Annotated in this window: 7 protein-coding genes; 1 reads left to right on the top strand and 6 read right to left on the bottom strand. The window is 60.3% G+C overall.

Going from position 1 to position 19,154, the window contains the following annotated elements:
- Positions 1-223: 223 nt before the first annotated feature.
- The 4 genes from pgaD to pgaA are packed head-to-tail and all read right to left on the bottom strand — an operon-like array spanning position 224 to position 5,754.
- Positions 224-667, bottom strand: a complete 444-nt coding sequence (pgaD, locus tag EO087_RS02070; protein WP_128897427.1) for a poly-beta-1,6-N-acetyl-D-glucosamine biosynthesis protein PgaD — start codon at positions 665-667, stop codon at positions 224-226.
- Positions 664-1,914 carry a poly-beta-1,6-N-acetyl-D-glucosamine synthase gene (gene pgaC, locus EO087_RS02065; protein WP_128897426.1) on the bottom strand — a complete coding sequence of 417 codons (1,251 nt, stop codon included), beginning with the start codon at positions 1,912-1,914 and terminating at the stop codon, positions 664-666. Before pgaC ends, pgaD begins: the two co-directional genes overlap by 4 nt.
- On the bottom strand, positions 1,911-3,785 hold the full coding sequence (pgaB, locus tag EO087_RS02060) for a poly-beta-1,6-N-acetyl-D-glucosamine N-deacetylase PgaB (protein WP_164931736.1): 1,875 nt from the start codon (positions 3,783-3,785) through the stop codon (positions 1,911-1,913). Before pgaB ends, pgaC begins: the two co-directional genes overlap by 4 nt.
- A 1-nt stretch (position 3,786) precedes the next feature.
- Positions 3,787-5,754: a poly-beta-1,6 N-acetyl-D-glucosamine export porin PgaA gene (gene pgaA / locus EO087_RS02055; protein WP_164931735.1), complete on the bottom strand. Its 1,968-nt coding sequence runs from the start codon at positions 5,752-5,754 to the stop codon at positions 3,787-3,789.
- Here pgaA and EO087_RS16085 point away from each other — a divergent pair.
- On the top strand, positions 5,744-5,887 hold the full coding sequence (locus EO087_RS16085) for a hypothetical protein (RefSeq protein WP_164931734.1): 144 nt from the start codon (positions 5,744-5,746) through the stop codon (positions 5,885-5,887). The two genes, pgaA and EO087_RS16085, sit on opposite strands and share 11 nt — an antisense overlap.
- A 319-nt stretch (positions 5,888-6,206) precedes the next feature.
- On the opposite strand, the gene EO087_RS02050 is transcribed toward EO087_RS16085, so the two are convergent.
- Together EO087_RS02050 and EO087_RS02040 are read right to left on the bottom strand one after the other, a co-directional pair.
- Positions 6,207-6,716 carry a reverse transcriptase domain-containing protein gene (locus tag EO087_RS02050; RefSeq protein ID WP_240669169.1) on the bottom strand — a complete coding sequence of 170 codons (510 nt, stop codon included), beginning with the start codon at positions 6,714-6,716 and terminating at the stop codon, positions 6,207-6,209.
- Between the two features lie 552 nt (positions 6,717-7,268).
- Entirely contained in the window at positions 7,269-18,638 is an 11,370-nt protein-coding gene (locus EO087_RS02040) for an ESPR-type extended signal peptide-containing protein (RefSeq protein WP_128897421.1), read from the bottom strand.
- Positions 18,639-19,154 lie beyond the last annotated feature (516 nt).

The raw sequence follows: 19,154 nt of genomic DNA, 5'->3' as shown, positions 1-19,154 counted from the left end.
GCGGTTTGCTTCAGCTTCGATATCTTCGGTGTATTCCGGTCGCGCGCATTCCACCACTCAACAGGAACCTGATTCCGAGCCCCCTTCTCGACACGATGCCGCTTGGCCGTCCAAGAAGGCGATCAGCGCGATCTCGATCGTGCTGTCCCCTCGTGCGTCGACGGCCCGATAGCCTGCAAACAGACAGGACTGGTGACGACGGCGATACTTGATCAGTGTTGCCTTAAGATTCGTCGGGCGGAAGGAACATCTCGCCGTTGTCATTGAAATGAACCACCAAGCGGCGGCTTGCCCGCAACCGCTGCGCGGTGTGCACCGCGGTTTCGAGTGCAGGCGCCATTTCCGCCAACTCGATAAATCGATTGGCGCGGCGTTTCTGCTTGCCGGCAAAACGCATGCGGTTATAAAAGGCCCAGGCGCCCAGCGACAGCGCAGCTACGATCCCTACGCGCAATGGCAAGCCCAGATCGCTTACTCCGCGGAATGGGTGATTCAATCCTAGTTTGATATAGATATCCTGCAGGCCCAGCAACCACGCAATCAGCGTGATCAAGGGCAACCACAACGACATCCACAAGGTCCACGCCAGCATGGTGATGACGGTGAAGAGAACCCGTTGCAGTGGCTTCTGGCGTTCCGGACGACTGATAATAGGATCGGCTCTCATCTCACACCTCGATCAGGACTGGTCCAAACGGCGCGCGTACCCCGCCGTTTCATGACAGCTCTGGGAAAAACCACGACGGACGTGGCGGTAGTCAGCATCCAATAGGCAATCGGATACCAGATCATCCAGTAGTAATTGCGGCCAATGCGTTTCTCATAGCGCCGGTCGATCAACATGCTGACCAGAAACTGCAGCATGCAAACAATGCCAAGCATCACACCGTTCCATTGTGGAAACAGGCTCGGCACCCGTATGGAGGCAGGCAATGGAATGATGAGTCCAGTTATCCATAGCACCATTATGATCGCCATCACATACGACCAGACCAGGCTGATGAGGTACTCGATGGCCACCATCCACATGCGTCGCTCGCGCCAGTGCAACAGCTTTACCCAATAGCGCAGCAGCACTTCCGATCCACCTTGTGCCCAGCGCTGACGCTGCTTCCATAGCCCACGCAAGGTTTCCGGCATCAAGATCCAGCACAAGGCATTGGGCTCGTAGCGGATTTCCCAATGACGCATTTGCAGACGCCAGCTCACATCGATGTCCTCAGTGACCATGTCGGTGTTCCAGTAACCGACGTCGTGCAAGGCCACCTTGCGAAAGGCTGCGATCACACCCGACACCGTGAAGATGCGCCCATATACGCGTTGCGCGCGTTTGATCAGGCCGATGATCGAGGAGAACTCGCCCACCTGCAGCTTGCCCAGCAAGGTCGAGCGATTGCGAATGCGTGGATTGCCGGTGACAGCACCCACGCGCGCACTGGAGAGCAGATGTGTCATCAGCCAGTGCGTCGCGTAACGGTCGAGCATGGCGTCGCCATCCACGCACACCAGGTAGTCACCCTTCGCCGCCAGTGTCGCCGCGCACAAGCCCATGGCTTTGCCCTGGTTGCTGGACAAGTGCAGCACGCGCAACTGCGGAAACTCGCTCATGAGCTGATCGAGCTGCGTGCCGGTGTCGTCGGTCGAACCATCGTTTACAGCGATGATCTCGAAGTCTGGCCACGTTTGTTCGGCGAGCTGGGTGATGGTTTCACGCACTTGCTGACCTTCGTTGTGGCACGGCACGATGATCGAGACCATCGGATATGACGCCAGCGATGGCGGTGTGACGCGTGCGGACTCGCGACGCTCCCAGCGAAGGAAGTAGATCAGGCCCCCACTCATCCAGACCAGCGACATCGTCAACGGATAGAAGAAAGCAAAATCAAGCAGGATGGAGATGATGCCACCGTTCATCGTGATGGCTCCGGATAGGGGTAATCGGCGATCGAAATGGACGGCCGAATGAGTTCCAGTCTGGGCTGATTCTTGATGAAGTCGTCGGGGTAGTAGCCAAGGTGGCGCACGCCCTCTGTCTGCAACAGTTCGATGCGGTTGCGCATTTGCGCTTCGCTGATAGGTTGATCGCTGCGCCAGTCACGCGCGGCCAGCTCGAACAGAGTGTGATTCATCGCGCCGGGAATGGCGTTCACGTGTGCCACCAGGTCGCGATACCAGTGGGCGGTATCGCCCTGCTGATCAAGCTGTGGCATCGCCATGATCGCGGTCATGTCGTAATCGGCCAAGAAGGCAGGCAGGCTTTGCGCGAACCAGGCTTCCGCGGCGGGGTCGAAGATCGGGCGTGTATAGATGTTGCGCACGGTTTTCACCGACGGCCGCCAGCGACGTACGCGATCGGTTAACACATGGATAAAATCCACTAGCGCAGCGGTGCGCTGTGCCGATGTCATATTCGCCCACGGACCGAGCTGATCGGTATCGCGAATGTAGGCATCGTCGGAGAACAGCAAACCCGCCGCATCGGCATGCATGGCTAGGTCTTCATAGACATCGCCGATCTGCCGCTTTACGCGCGGATCCCACGGCGCCAACCGATAGTGATCTCCGCCCGGCTTGGGTTCGCCCGCGAGTGAAGGTAGGTTTGGCGCATCCGGGAAACGGAACGCAAGCACCGGCATCCAAGCGTACACACGCACCCCGGCACGCGTACGCAATTGCCACTCCACGCGGGAGAACAGATCGGCGCGCATCGGCAAGTGACGGTTCGGGAAGTACACCGCCTCGGCCACGCCATCACCCTTGGGATCGGCATAGGCCTGCAGCCACACTTCATTCGGCTGCATTCTCTTGATGCGATCGAGCAGAATGGAAAGATTGCGTTCTTGCTGCTTCGGATCGGGATCGTAAACGTAATCGAGATCCACCTGCACGGCCCGCACCGGATCGCTGCGCTGCGGGTGACGGATCAGCCAGCCAAGCCGGTTGGCGTTGATATTGCCGCTGATCAGCAGCCGCGGAATGGTGTTGTCGATCTGCAAGTCGGGGAGCTTGTCGTCCAGGCTGAAGGATTCGGTCAAGCCTTCTTCGGCGGCAATCTGCACGGCGATTTTGTTGTACGAGCCGTAAGGCCACACGATGGCGCGCGGCCGGTGACCGGTTTCCTTCACGATCTCTTCCACACTATGGCGTAAGTCCGCACGCAAGCGCTCGATGTAGGCAGACTCGCTTTCGTAACGGTGGGTTGCCATGTCGTAGCGCAACGTGGTCACCGCCGGCATCTGGTTATTTTGCGGATTACCGGGAATGCCCATGTGCAATTGCCAGGTATGTGAGGCGAATTCCACCAGGCCAGATGTTTGTATCTCCCGGATCTGATCCCAGGTCATGAAACAGTCGCGTGTGCACTCAGCGCCGTTGTAAGCCATCTTCTGCCCGGGCGACATGTCGATCCATGAGCCGACCAACGCCTCCACCGCGGGATAGTCGTAGGCACGCAGCAAGGGATAGACACGCGTGTAGAAGCTCTCCAGGCCATCGTCGAACGTCAGCAGCACAGCGTGATCCGGCAAGGCAGGGCCACCACGCGAAGCCTGCCCGACTTGTTCCAGGCTGACCACGTGATAGCCATTGGCTTTGAGCCAATCGAAATGCGCAATCAGATGATCGGTGTTGATGGCATCCGGATCATGATCGCCCAGCAGACCCACATCATCGCGCACGTCGTGATAGGTAAGCACAATGAAGGCAGGCTTCGGCGGCACCGGCACAGCCGCTTGTGCCAGGTCGGCCATGAGCATCAGCAAGAGGGCGAGAAGAAGCTGGCGCATGTCACTCTCCCCCATGCATAGTCAGGTCCAGCACAACGCGCGATTCATGCCGTCCGTCGTAAGGCTGGTAATGCCAGCTCACGCCCCAGCCAAAACGCAGGCCCAAGTGCGGCTGGAAGATTTGCCCGTAACGGGCGCTGACCATCAGGCCAGTGCCGTAGTGGAGTTCCTGGTAACCGCCGACAGCCAGATCGATGCGCTGGGTCCAACTACGGTCTGCATACTGGTTGAATAGATTCTGCAAGCTGCCGGTCAACGCGTACGAGTGATCATCGCGTGGATTGAAGTACGGGCGATCGATGTCGCTGTTGTGCGAGCCACCAATTTCGACACCGCCATCCAGCGTCAGGTTGGGGGCGGTATGCAGCCGCTGCACGAAATCCGCAAGCCAACCTTCGCGCAGATTGCCGTCGCTGAAACAGTCGCGGTACAACGCCAACCGTGTCGACGTCAGCTCGCTGGCGCGCCACTGCACAGCGGTGCTTACCGAGTTACCGCTGATGCCATAGTACTGGGCGCGCAAGGGCACGTCGTTGCTGGCGCTGCTCCAGTCGGTGGACCACGACCAATGATCGCTGATCGCCCAGTTGAAGCCAGCAGCGACATCGGTGCGTTTTACGAAACGGTCAGCCGAAGGCAGTGCTTCCAGATAAAACTGCAGCGCGTGCAGATAGCCTTCCACACCCAGGCCCGCACGCTCGCGCGACACCTCGCCCTCCGGCAGGGACGCGCTGGCGTATTGCGCCAACGCAAGCACGCGCCAGTGATTGTCGATCAGCGGACTGGCGAGGGTTGCTTGGGTTTCCTCGTCGCGGTCACCGTAGTCGGGGTTGTTGCCCCAGCCGTTGTCGTGCGTCAAATCGAATTGCCAGCCGCGATAGCGATCCCACGCGGCCTGTGCATCTTGTACGCGACCACTACGACCAGCCTCTTCCTGCGCCTGTGCCAGATTGGATTCCTCCGCTGCGAAGTCATACAGCGCCTGATGGGCTGTAGCCTGATCAAGCGCGGCGTCGGCATCGCGTTCGTCCAGCGTGTCGGCGATCCTGAGCGTATCCATCGCCCGACGCGGCCAGCCACGCTCCAGTTCAGCCATTGCCAACTCGCGGCGGATGTCAGCATTGCCAGGCGCCTCGGCACTCATCGCTGCAAGACGGTCGTAAGCTGTTTTCAACAAGCCCTCATCCGTCTCGACCACGGCGGCGCTGGTATCGGCGTCGACCTTGCGCTGGTTCTGCGTGTTGCCGCGCACGTTGCGCAAGTGCAGCCAGCGCGCTTCACTGTCGGCCAGCGCGTGGATGCTAGACAGCGCATCGTGCATGCGGCCGTCTTCCAGATACGCATAAGCCAGACCAATGCGTGGATCGTTCTCAATGGGATCGTACGGACCGGGATCGCGGCGGATGCTGTCTTCGTAAAGTGGAACGGCATCGCGTGCGTCGTGCCGCTGCATCATCGCGTCGGCGACGACTTGTTCGGCATAGGGCGGCAATGACACGCCTTGTTTCTTAAGTTCGGCGTAATGGGCCAGCACATCATCAGCCCGATCGGCCTGATCGAGTACCACCAGCATGTCCAGGGTGGCACGCAGGCGGATGTCTGCGGGTACGCTGGGATCATTGGCCAGGCGCTGGATCTGTGCCGCCGCCTGGTCCGCCTCAGTATACGGATGATGTGCATCGGCCGGTTCGCCGCGTGCCCAATGCACCAGGTGGGCATCGTAGTCGGCAATCAGGCGATCGCGCACGGCAGGATCTTTAGCCGAAGGAAGTGTGATGCCGAGTTCCATCGCACGTGTCGACGCGCCCAGCTCGGACAGCAAGGTAACGTTGAGTTGACGTGCTTCCGGATTGTCTGGCCAGCGCGCCAGTGCTTCTTGGCAATAGGCCAACGCCTCGATTCGCTTGCCGGCCTCGCGTGCTGCACGTGCCTGATTCAGCAGGCTAGCCGCATCCGCTGTGACCTGCATCGTCGTCGAAGCGCAGACCGCCTCGCCGGCGCCGCAGAAGGACAACGCGATCAGCAACGCTATCACCGTGCGGCGCATCGGTGCTTTGCACTTCTTCGAAGTGAGTTCGATGGATATGGAATCCCTGCATTAGCCATGCATGGAATCACTCGAGGCTCCCTCCATTCTGGTGTGCGATGAATTTGGCAATCCCCAGGCTGACCACCCAAACAGCCCTTGTCAGAAACATAGCATTAATCGTGCAATGTGATGTGTTTCACATTTTCACATGTTTTGTCATTAGAGATAAAATGAAATCATTTATATAAGCAACTGAAAAATCGAAAACTATCCATTTTCATGAATCTGTCCATCCCGGATTAAAGCCAGGCTGCGGACCCTATCATGACTTACCCTCGAATCAGGATCAGCCTGCAGGCTACCCTTTCGCGTCTCATTATGACCCGGAAGATTCATAAGAAGACCTGATTAGCACATAGCAAACAAAAAGATGTGATATCGGATAGGGAGCCGGTAACCCGGCTCCCTTCCACACCACCGTACGTGCGGCTCCGCATACGGCGGTTCCTGTCGTCATCAGCTACTCGTTGATGGAGCAATTCCATCAGCTTGTCGTGGTTCACCGATCCGAAGAAATCTTTCAGATCCGCATCGACAACCCACTCATGTCCTTGTTCCAACTCAGTCCAGATTTTGCGCATCGCATCCTTGGTCGATCTCCCTCGCCGATATCCAAAACTGGCAGCATCGAATATCGGCTCAAAGATAGCTTCCAGACGGTTCATCAGCGCCTGTTGCCATACCCTGTCGTAGACAGTGGGTATGCCTAGTGGCCTGAATTTACCCGGCTGACCGCTCTTGGGTATCAGTTGACGCTTCACTGGCAGCGGCTGGTAAGTCTGCGTGCGCAGTTCCTCGTGGAGCCGCTTCAGGTTCCCTTGCAGGTCCCTTTCGAATTCCACCAAGCTCTGTCCGTCGATACCTCACGCTCCTCGGTTGCGCTTGACCTTCTCCCAAGCCAACTCCAGGTTCTTCATCTTGTAAATCTTGTCCACTAGCGAGTGGACCTTCTTCTCACCGGTCGGATTCAGCCAGTGCGCCAATCTCCTCGGTGTATCGCCTTGGGGGTTTTCACTAAGGGAACTTGTCCTCACCCCAACGCGTCGCCTCGTATCCGCTTCCTGTTCGTCAAGCCAGCGTTTTGCCTCGGGCTTCCTTCAGACATCCAGTCACCCGAAACGCCCTTGCCTCTGGCTAACCCTTCCCCTTGTCGGGTGAGTAGAGGACTTTCACCTCCTAGCAGGTGCGCCCTGCCGGGCGCACCAAGAGAAAGGGCGGCCACAGGGGGCCGCTCCTACGAATCCGCGAACCGCGACGACGAATCAGAGGCAAGGGCGTGTTTCATGGCAACCAACCATTCCAGCCAAGGCACACATCACCAGCGGTGGAGAAATCCGTCGCGTCCGGAACGGACGCGACGTCATTGCGTTTCTCTAGGCGTGATCGTTTCCCGCCTACCACGTGACCGCTGCGCCGACGCTTACACCCACATCGCCTCGTGTATCGTCGGTAAGGTTGACTTTGTAAACCCAGCGACCGCTCTCTGATACCGTCGACATGCCGACCGCGATACCTGTCTGGCCGTGGAAGGATCCCAAGGCAACCGCAGCAGAGCTCTGATTAGGTTGATACGCTTGCGGCAAGCCCGCCATTGCCATAGCGGAGGCAACCCCCGCATTGGCGCGGTTACTCAAATTATTGAGATTCTGATTGATCGTATTGATCTGCTTGTCGGTATACTGCGCCGCCCAGTTCTCCGCCGATTGCACACCAGCATTGAGCTGACCAACGTTGACGGCATCGTTAGGGGCAACCCCATTGGCGACATTGTGAATGGTGGCAGGTGTACTCGCTGTTCCTACCGTGACGCTGGAATAGTTGACGCTTCCATCGCTGTTCTTGTCGTACTGCACGGAACCGGCTGTTGCATTATTCAACTGGCCTACCGTCGCGGCATCCGTCGTTTCGGTCCCTGCGGTGACGTTGGTGATTCGGCGCGTGTTGCCGGCCGAGCCCACCGATACGGTATTGGCCTGATTGGCAACCGAACCGCTACCGATGGCCGTTGCATTGGCCGCCGTGGCTTGGGCATTGGCGCCCAATGCCGTGCTGTTGCTGCCGGATGCGCTACTGTTACTACCTACCGCAATGCTGCTGCTACCTGATGCGTTACTTCCGCTTCCGTACGCCGCACTGTTGGTATTGGAGGCGCTGCTTGCATTACCCACGGCAACGGCACCCGCCGCGGAGGCTTTGCTTGTATTACCCAGCGCCACGCTACCCTGTCCGTTGGCCGAATTAGCGTTGCCCAGCGCGACAGCGCCTTGGCCGGTAGCCGCGTTGTCATTACCCAGGGCCACCGCACCGGTACCCGTTGCGCTGTTGGGATCGCCGATCGCCACCGCCCCATTGCCAGAGGCTACATCGCCAAGGCCGATCGATACGGCTTGGCCACCTTCCGCCACGGCCGTATCGCCAATCGCCACGGCACCGGCCGTACTCGCCACCGCACTCGCGCCCTCTGCAATCGAATTGCCGCCAGTTGCCTGAGCACCATTGCCAATGGCGATATCATTTGCCTGTGCTCCTCCACTTACGCCTGCTACCGCATCAAACCCCTGGGCAATGGCATTCTCACCGTAAGCCACCGATTCCGCACCCACGGCAACACTATTGGTGCCTACGGCGCTGCTATCGGCCAAGGTCGAGTTGACATGGAAGTACTTGATGCCGCCACCGTTCACGATGCCGTTGACCGTGCTTCCCAGACTATCGAGGGCTTGATCGGTGGCATATAACTGCGAACCATTCACCGCATCCACGCTGGCCGCACTCACCTGGCCAGCCGCCACGTTGGTGATCTGGCGCTGCACATTAGTGCTGGCATTGCCCACGCTCACCACCCCGCCCGGCGTGGCGCCTGCGTAGTTGTAAGTGTCACCATTGATCGTGTCGCTGGCCGTCGGTACCGCTGCGGTGGTCACCTCGCTGTCTTGACCCAACGCCACATTCGAGCCAGTCAATCCACTGTCGATGCTGGCGCCTTCACCCACCACCGTCGCATCGGCATTGCCATTGTCCGTCGCTTCATTGCCAATCACCGTCGAGGCCGCGCCTGTCGCACTGGCGCCAAAGCCACCCGCCGCCGCATTCGCACCGGACGATACCGCCTGCGTAGACGTCACCGAGTTGTCGGAAACAAACGGACCTGCTGTGCCATTCAGCACATTGTTGATATTGGTGGTGTTGGTCGCCACCTGCTGATTGGTCGCATACAACTGGCTACCATTCACCGCCTGCGTGCTGGTCGCGGACAAGGTGCCCGCCGCCACACCGGTGATCACGTTGCCGCCGTTGTTCAAGCCAGCGTCGGTCAGCGTCACCGGATTGGTTCCACCACTCACCGTCACGCCACTGGTGTTCATCACCGTATTGCCCGTGGTCATGCTGGTGGCGGTCAGGTTCGGGTTGGTGTCGATGGTCAGGTCGGTCCCGCTCTGCGTCACCGCGATATTGCCACTGGCGCCTTGCGACACATTCACCGTCGAACCCGGCGCCACATTGACGGCCGCCCCGCTGTTTGCGCTCAAGTTCCAACCTTCGCTGGCTATCGTGTTGACGGCATTCAACGCACTGTTGACGTTGGTGTAGGTGTTGCCGCCCACCATCAGCAATGTCGTGAGCTGACCCGTGCTGCTGTTATAGCTCGAGCTACCCCCTAAACCGCTGGCCGTGCTGCTACCCAGGTCATTGAGCGAAGTGCCCACGTCATACAACTGCGAACCGTTGATCGCATCGGTAGAGGTGGCGGACACCGTGCCAGCAGCCACATTCTGGATCTGACGGTCAGCGCCTGACGCGCCCACCGACACCACGCCCGTCGTGTCCGACGTGCCGGCAGGCGTGCCGCCGTTGATCGTGTAAGGCCCAGTGGAATGCGCGGAAGTGACTGAATTCTGGCCAAGCGCCACATCGCCCGCATTCGTCGCCACGGCCCCCGCGCCCAATGCTACGCCGCCCGTCGCGTCGGAGGCTGCCTGGTAGCCCAACGCCACCGAACTGACCCCATTGGCTGTCGAACTGGCGCCCAACGCGATAGCATCGATCTGGCTGGCGTTCGCCATATTGCCGAACGCCAGCGCGCTCGCGCCAATCGCATTAGCGAGGGGTCCCTCCGCAATGGCATTGTTCCCCGCTGCGTTTGAATAATAGCCTAAAGCGATGGAGTCACTACCTTGAGCATCGCTATTGAGCGACATAGCAATGGTACTGGAGCCTAATGCCATGGAACCCGTACCCAAAGCGATCGCATTGGCACCGCCGGCTGTTGCGTTACCGCCGATGGCCGTGGCCCCTGCCGCAGAAGCGTTTGCCACATAGCCCAACGCCACTGAATTGACCCCGTTGGCTATCGCATTGGCATCCAATGCGATCGCATCGGCTGCGCCGGCTATTGCGCTACTGCCGATGGCCGTTGCCCCTGCCGCAGAAGCATTCGCCAAAGCCCCCAGCGCCGAGCTGTTAGCACCGGCGGCACTCGCGCTGACTCCCGCCGCTAACGCATTGGCACCGGTAGCACCGGCATTGTTGTAGTTAGTATCCGTCCCGGGACTCGTAGAATGGACGCTGTAGTCGTGCGTTGTGGCCGCCGCCAGCGCTGATCCCACGTTGTTATAGGTGGTGCCATTGATGGTGTAGCTCGGTGCACTCACCGTACCCGTGCTGCTGTTGTACGTACTGCCACCGCCCAGGTTACTGGCCGTGCTGCTGCCCAGGTTATTGAGCGAGGTGCTCACCGCAAACAACTGACTACCGTTCACCGCCTGCGTGCTGGTCGCGGACAAGGCGCCCGCCGCCACACCGGTGATCACGTTGCCGCCGTTGTTCAAGCCAGCGTCGGTCAGCGTCACCGGATTGGTTCCGCCACTCACCGTCACGCCACTGGTGTTCATCACCGTATTGCCCGTGGTCACGCTGGTGGCGGTCAGGTTCGGGTTGGTGTCGATGGTCAGGTCGGTTCCGCTCCGTGTTACCGCGATATTGCCGCTGGCGCCTTGCGCCACATTCACCGTCGCACCCGGCGCCACATTGACGGCCGTCCCGCCGTTCGCGCTCAAGTTCCAACCTTCGTTGGCGGTGGCGTTGACGGCACTCAACGCACTGTTGACGTTGGTATAGGTATTGCCACCCACCGACAGCGATGTCGTGAGCTGACCCGTGCCGCTGTTGTAAGCGCTGCTACCGCCCAGACCCGAGGCGACGCTGCTACCCAGGTTGCCGAGATTGGTCGTGTTGGTCGTCACCTGCTGATTGGTCGCAAACAACTGACTACCATTCACCGCCTGCGTGCTGGTCGCGGACAAGGTGCCCGCCGCCACACCGGTGATCACGTTGCCGCCGTTGTTCAAGCCAGCGTCGGTCAGCGTCACCGGATTGGTTCCACCACTCACCGTCACGCCACTGGTGTTCATCACCGTATTGCCCGTGGTCACGCTGGTGGCGGTCAGGTTCGGGTTGGTGTCGATGGTCAGGTTGGTCCCACTCCGTGTCACCGCGATATTGCCGCTAGCGCCTTGCGCCACATTCACCGTCGCACCCGGCGCCACATTGGCAACCGCCCCGCCGTTCGCGCTCAAGTTCCAACCTTTGCTGGCGGTGGTGTTGACAGCACTCAACGCACTGTTGACGCTGGTATAGGTATTACCACCCACCGACAGCGATGTCGTGAGCTGACCCGTGCCGCTGTTGTAAGCGCTGCTACCGCCCAGACCCGAAGCGACGCTGCTACCCAAGTTGCCGAGATTGGTCGTGTTGGTCGTCACCTGCTGATTGGTCGCAAACAACTGACTACCATTCACCGCCTGCGTGCTGGTCGCGGACAAGGTGCCCGCCGCCACACCGGTGATCACGTTGCCGCCGTTGTTCAAGCCAGCGTCGGTCAGCGTCACCGGATTGGTTCCGCCACTCACCGTCACGCCACTGGTGTTCATCACCGTATTGCCCGTGGTCACGCTGGTGGCGGTCAGGTTCGGGTTGGTGTCGATGGTCAGGTTGGTCCCACTCCGTGTCACCGCGATATTGCCGCTAGCGCCTTGCGCCACATTCACCGTCGCACCCGGCGCCACATTGGCAACCGCCCCGCCGTTCGCGCTCAAGTTCCAACCTTCGCCGGCGGTGGTGTTGATGGCACTCAACGCACTGTTGACGCTGGTATAGGTATTGCCACCCACCGACAGCGATGTCGTGAGCTGACCCGTGCCGCTGTTGTAAGCGCTGCTACCGCCCAGACCCGAGGCGACGCTGCTACCCAAGTTGCCGAGATTGGTCGTGTTGGTCGTCACCTGCTGATTGGTCGCAAACAACTGACTACCATTCACCGCCTGCGTGCTGGTCGCGGACAAGGCGCCCGCTGCCACACCGGTGATCACATTACCGCCGTTGTTCAAGCCACTGCTGCTCAACGTCACCGGATTGGTTCCACCACTCACCGTCACGCCACTGGTGTTCATCACCGTATTGCCCGTGGTCACGCTGGTGGCGGTCAGATTCGGGTTGGTGTCGATGGTCAGGCCAGTCCCGCTCCGTGTTACCGCGATATTGCCGCTGGCGCCTTGCGCCACATTCACCGTCGCACCCGGCGCCACGTTGACGGCTGTCCCGCCGTTCGCGCTCAAGTTCCAACCTTCGTTGGCGGTGGCGTTGACGGCACTCAACGCACTGTTGACGTTGGTATAGGTATTACCACCCACCGACAGCGATGTCGTGAGCTGACCCGTGCCGCTGTTGTAAGCGCTGCTACCGCCCAGACCCGAGGCGACGCTGCTACCCAGGTTGCCGAGATTGGTCGTGTTGGTCGTCACCTGCTGATTGGTCGCAAACAACTGACTACCATTCACCGCCTGCGTGCTGGTCGCGGACAAGGTGCCCGCCGCCACACCGGTGATCACGTTGCCGCCGTTGTTCAAGCCAGCGTCGGTCAGCGTCACCGGATTGGTTCCGCCACTCACCGTCACGCCACTGGTGTTCATCACCGTATTGCCCGTGGTCACGCTGGTGGCGGTCAGGTTCGGGTTGGTGTCGATGGTCAGGTCGGTTCCGCTCCGTGTTACCGCGATATTGCCGCTGGCGCCTTGCGCCACATTCACCGTCGCACCTGGCGCCACATTGGCAACCGCCCCGCCGTTCGCGCTCAAGTTCCAACCTTTGCTGGCGGTGGTGTTGACAGCACTCAACGCACTGTTGACGCTGGTATAGGTATTGCCACCCACCGACAGCGATGTCGTGAGCTGACCCGTGCCGCTGTTGTAAGCGCTGCTACCGCCCAGACCCGAAGCGACGCTGCTACCCAAGTTGCCGAGATTGGTCGTGTTGGTCGTCACCTGCTGATTGGTCGCAAACAACTGACTACCGTTCACCGCCTGCGTGCTGGTCGCGGACAAGGCGCCCGCCGCCACACCGGTGATCACGTTGCCGCCGTTGTTCAAGCCAGCGTCGGTCAGCGTCACCGGATTGGTTCCGCCACTCACCGTCACGCCACTGGTGTTCATCAGCGTATTGCCCGTGGTCACGCTGGTGGCGGTCAGGTTCGGGTTGGTGTCGATGGTCAGGTTGGTCCCACTCCGTGTCACCGCGATATTGCCGCTAGCGCCTTGCGATACATTCACCGTCGCACCCGGCGCCACGTTGACGGCTGTCCCGCCGTTCGCGCTCAAGTTCCAACCTTCGCCGGCTGATGTGTCGATGGCATTCAACGCACTGTTGACGCTGGTATAGGTATTACCACCCACCGACAGCGATGTCGTGAGCTGACCCGTGCCGCTGTTGTAAGCGCTGCTACCGCCCAGACCCGAGGCGACGCTGCTACCCAGATTGCTGAGATTGGTCGTGGTCGCAAACAGTTGGCTACCATTCACTGCCTGCGTGCTGGTCGCGGACAAGGCGCCCGCCGCCACACCGGTGATCACGTTGCCACCGTTGTTCAAGCCAGCGTCGGTCAGTGTCACCGGATTGGTTCCACCACTCACCGTCACGCCACTGGTGTTCATCACCGTATTGCCCGTGGTCACGCTGGTGGCGGTCAGGTTCGGGTTGGTGTCGATGGTCAGGTTGGTCCCACTCCGTGTCACCGCGATATTGCCGCTAGCGCCTTGCGCCACATTCACCGTCGCACCCGGCGCCACATTGGCAACCGCCCCGCCGTTCGCGCTCAAGTTCCAACCTTTGCTGGCGGTGGTGTTGACAGCACTCAACGCACTGTTGACGCTGGTATAGGTATTACCACCCACCGACAGCGATGTCGTGAGCTGACCCGTGCCGCTGTTGTAAGCGCTGCTACCGCCCAGACCCGAAGCGACGCTGCTACCCAAGTTGCCGAGATTGGTCGTGTTGGTCGTCACCTGCTGATTGGTCGCAAACAACTGACTACCGTTCACCGCCTGCGTGCTGGTCGCGGACAAGGCGCCCGCCGCCACACCGGTGATCACGTTGCCGCCGTTGTTCAAGCCAGCGTCGGTCAACGTCACCGGATTGGTTCCGCCACTCACCGTCACGCCACTGGTGTTCATCACCGTATTGCCCGTGGTCACGCTGCCTGAGGTCACGCTGGTGGCGGTCAGATTCGGGTTGGTGTCGATGGTCAGGCCAGTCCCGCTCTGCGTTACCGCGATATTGCCGCTGGCGCCTTGCGCCACATTCACCGTCGCACCCGGCGCCACGTTGACGGCCGTCCCGCCGTTCGCGCTCAAGTTCCAACCTTCGTTGGCGGTGGCGTTGACGGCACTCAACGCACTGTTGACGTTGGTATAGGTATTGCCACCCACCGACAGCGATGTCGTGAGCTGACCCGTGCCGCTGTTGTAAGCGCTGCTACCGCCCAGACCCGAGGCGACGCTGCTACCCAGGTTGCCGAGATTGGTCGTGTTGGTCGTCACCTGCTGATTGGTCGCAAACAACTGACTACCATTCACCGCCTGCGTGCTGGTCGCGGACAAGGTGCCCGCCGCCACACCGGTGATCACGTTGCCGCCGTTGTTCAAGCCAGCGTCGGTCAGCGTCACCGGATTGGTTCCACCACTCACCGTCACGCCACTGGTGTTCATCACCGTATTGCCCGTGGTCACGCTGGTGGCGGTCAGGTTCGGGTTGGTGTCGATGGTCAGGTTGGTCCCACTCCGTGTCACCGCGATATTGCCGCTAGCGCCTTGCGCCACATTCACCGTCGCACCCGGCGCCACATTGGCAACCGCCCCGCCGTTCGCGCTCAAGTTCCAACCTTTGCTGGCGGTGGTGTTGACAGCACTCAACGCACTGTTGACGCTGGTATAGGTATTGCCACCCACCGACAGCGATGTCGTGAGCTGACCCGTGCCGCTGTTGTAAGCGCTGCTACCGCCCAGACCCGAAGCGACGCTGCTACCCAAGTTGCCGAGATTGGTCGTGTTGGTCGTCACCTGCTGATTGGTCGCAAACAACTGACTACCGTTCACCGCCTGCGTGCTGGTCGCGGACAAGGCGCCCGCCGCCACACCGGTGATCACGTTGCCGCCGTTGTTCAAGCCAGCGTCGGTCAGCGTCACCGGATTGGTTCCGCCACTCACCGTCACGCCACTGGTGTTCATCAGCGTATTGCCCGTGGTCACGCTGGTGGCGGTCAGGTTCGGGTTGGTGTCGATGGTCAGGTTGGTCCCACTCCGTGTCACCGCGATATTGCCGCTAGCGCCTTGCGCCACATTCACCGTCGCACCCGGCGCCACGTTGACGGCTGTCCCGCCGTTCGCGCTCAAGTTCCAACCTTCGCCGGCGGTGGTGTTGATGGCACTCAACGCACTGTTGACGCTGGTATAGGTATTACCACCCACCGACAGCGATGTCGTGAGCTGACCCGTGCCGCTGTTGTAAGCGCTGCTACCGCCCAGACCCGAGGCGACGCTGCTACCCAGATTGCTGAGATTGGTCGCGGTGGTCGTCGCTTGCTGATTGGTCGCAAACAACTGACTACCATTCACCGCCTGCGTGCTGGTCGCGGACAAGGTGCCCGCCGCCACACCGGTGATCACGTTGCCGCCGTTGTTCAAGCCAGCGTCGGTCAGCGTCACCGGATTGGTTCCGCCACTCACCGTCACGCCACTGGTGTTCATCACCGTATTGCCCGTGGTCACGCTGCCTGAGGTCACGCTGGTGGCGGTCAGATTCGGGTTGGTGTCGATGGTCAGGCCAGTCCCGCTCTGCGTTACCGCGATATTGCCGCTAGCGCCTTGCGATACATTCACCGTCGCACCCGGCGCCACGTTGACGGCTGTCCCGCCGTTCGCGCTCAAGTTCCAACCTTCGCCGGCGGTGGTGTTGATGGCACTCAACGCACTGTTGACGCTGGTATAGGTATTGCCACCCACCGACAGCGATGTCGTGAGCTGACCCGTGCCGCTGTTGTAAGCGCTGCTACCGCCCAGACCCGAGGCGACGCTGCTACCCAGATTGCTGAGATTGGTCGCGGTGGTCGTCGCTTGCTGATTGGTCGCAAACAACTGACTACCATTCACCGCCTGCGTGCTGGTCGCGGACAAGGTGCCCGCCGCCACACCGGTGATCACGTTGCCGCCGTTGTTCAAGCCAGCGTCGGTCAGCGTCACCGGATTGGTTCCGCCACTCACCGTCACGCCACTGGTGTTCATCACCGTATTGCCCGTGGTCACGCTGCCTGAGGTCACGCTGGTGGCGGTCAGATTCGGGTTGGTGTCGATGGTCAGGCCAGTCCCGCTCTGCGTTACCGCGATATTGCCGCTAGCGCCTTGCGATACATTCACCGTCGCACCCGGCGCCACGTTGACGGCTGTCCCGCCGTTCGCGCTCAAGTTCCAACCTTCGCCGGCGGTGGTGTTGACGGCATTCAACGCACTGTTGACGTTGGTATAGGTATTGCCACCCACCGACAGCGATGTCGTGAGCTGACCCGTGCCGCTGTTGTAAGCGCTGCTACCGCCCAGACCCGAGGCGACGCTGCTACCCAGGTTGCTGAGATTGGTCGCGGTGGTCGTCGCTTGCTGATTGGTCGCAAATAACTGACTACCGTTCACCGCCTGCGTGCTGGTCGCGGACAAGGCGCCCGCCGCCACACCGGTGATCACGTTGCCACCGTTGTTCAAGCCAGCGTCGGTCAGTGTCACCGGATTGGTTCCACCACTCACCGTCACGCCACTGGTGTTCATCACCGTATTGCCCGTGGTCACGCTGGTGGCGGTCAGATTCGGGTTGGTGTCGATGGTCAGGCCAGTCCCGCTCTGCGTTACCGCGATATTGCCGCTGGCGCCTTGCGCCACATTCACCGTCGCACCCGGCGCCACGTTGACGGCTGTCCCGCCGTTCGCGCTCAAGTTCCAACCTTCGTTGGCGGTGGCGTTGACGGCATTCAACGCACTGTTGACGCTGGTATAGGTATTACCACCCATCGACAGCGATGTCGTGAGCTGACCCGTGCTGCTGTTATAGCTCGAGCTACCCCCTAAGCCGCTGGCCGTGCTGCTACCCAGGTTATTGAGCGAGGTGCCCACTGTATACAACTGCGAGCCGTTGATCGCATCGGTAGAGGTGGCCGACACCGTGCCAGCAGCCACATTCTGGATCTGACGATCGGCGCCTGACGCGCCCACCGACACCACACCCGTCGTGTCCGACGTGCCGGCAGGTGTGCCACCGTTGATCGTGTAAGGCCCAGTGGAGTGCGCGGAAGTGACTGAATTTTCGCCAAGCGCGACATCGCCCGCATTCGTCGCCGTGGTCCCCGCGCCCAATGCTACGCCGCCCGTCGCAACCGCGTTTGCTATGAGGCCCAACGCCACCGAAGAGGCCCCATTGGCTATCGAGTTGACGCCCAACGCGACAGCTTCATCGGCTATGGCGGTTGCTCCAGCGCCGATAGCTATCGCAGCGGGGCCCGTCGCGTTAGCAGTGCCCACCGCGATGGCGTTCAGCGCTAAGGCGTTTGCTTGAGCGCCGACCGCTACCGCAGAGGAGCCCGACGCGTTTGCTACTGCGCCGACAGCTACCGCATTGGAGCCCGACGCGCTGGCAGCGAAGCCCACCCCTATGCTACCCGTCGCAATCGCGTTTGACTGGTTGCCCAACGCAATCGAAAAATCCCCAGTGGCGTTCGCATTGGGGCCCACCACGATGGCTTCAGCACCTGTAGCATTTGCTTGAACGCCGAGAGCGATCGCATCTACGGTCGTCGCGTTAGCAAGTTCGCCCAGTGCCAAGGCGCCCGAGGCGGCGTTTGCCTTGTAGCCCAATGCCACCGCATAAAGGCCATTGGCTACCGAATTGGCGCCCATCGCAACCGTAGAGTCACCAATAGCTTGCGCATTGTCGCCCAACGCGGTGGAGGTCGGGCCTTGGGCGTTTGCTTGAAATCCGACAGCTACAGCAAAGAGGCCAAACGCGTTAGCGTTGGCACCCAGCGCCACCGGTCCCGAACCAGTGGCGGCAGCATTGCTGAGTGCTTGGGCACCATTACCTATGGCAATCGCATCTGACCCGATGGCCGTCGCAGGAGTGAGGCAGTTGCTTCCAATAGCGATATTGCCGGTGCCGCCATTTTGTTCTGTTTGCTGCCCCATGCAACCATTCGTATATTGCGCCCATGCATGCCCAGACAAAGTCAGGCACAAGGCAACTGCCACCATGCGCGCAAGCCGTTTTTGGCCACGCTCCGTCACAATACATGTCGTGGCACCTTGCCCTGTAGCGGTGTTGCCCAGATGGGCAAGTTCTGAAGCGACGACCCATTGCCCCAGCGACTTGTTCCAGACTTTGCTGTAAATCTTGTTCATAATGGTGCCCCCTAAGGCCTTCGGTGCTATGCACCGAGCCGATTGCGAATCACTTTCTGCAAACAAAAAACTGCCCCGTAAAACGGGCGGGTATGCCTGACTTGTCACTGCGACCTACGGCTCAGCTAACCGGTCGCGATCGGTGGCCCCGCCCCACTTCCCCTTGATCCCTTACGTTTAGAGATCCCCGACGGCCGAGCACTCGGGGGACGCACTTTGGCCGTCGTCGGCGTTTTCGCCGACCATCGCGTCCTTGTCATGTGGGAAGATCAAGCCACTACGAGCGGATGCGCTTTCACGTCGCATACATGCTGCACTGACGTCTTGACGACAGCTTGCTCACTTCATTTGGACATTTGAATCAGAAAAGTCCTAGGCTCACAAAAAAATGTGATGAATATCTCGCCTATGTGATGATCTATATGCTAGGAAAACATACGAGCCGGGTTGATAGCGACCAACCCGGCTCAAATATTTAAATATCGTTAAATAAGCGCAGTCTTCTTCATGGTGCCG

Source organism: Dyella sp. M7H15-1, from assembly GCF_004114615.1.
In the GTDB taxonomy this organism is placed as follows: Bacteria; Pseudomonadota; Gammaproteobacteria; order Xanthomonadales; family Rhodanobacteraceae; genus Dyella_B.
Note: the sequence above shows the minus strand (reverse complement) of the source record. Positions and strands in the feature narration are given on the sequence as shown.

Coding starts and splice junctions, on each gene's coding strand:
- pgaD (WP_128897427.1), bottom strand. CDS start 667: ATGAGAGCCGATCCTATTATCAGTCGTCCGGAACGCCAGAAGCCACTG.
- pgaC (WP_128897426.1), bottom strand. CDS start 1,914: ATGAACGGTGGCATCATCTCCATCCTGCTTGATTTTGCTTTCTTCTAT.
- pgaB (WP_164931736.1), bottom strand. CDS start 3,785: ATGCGCCAGCTTCTTCTCGCCCTCTTGCTGATGCTCATGGCCGACCTG.
- pgaA (WP_164931735.1), bottom strand. CDS start 5,754: ATGCAGGTCACAGCGGATGCGGCTAGCCTGCTGAATCAGGCACGTGCA.
- EO087_RS02040 (WP_128897421.1), bottom strand. CDS start 18,638: ATGAACAAGATTTACAGCAAAGTCTGGAACAAGTCGCTGGGGCAATGG.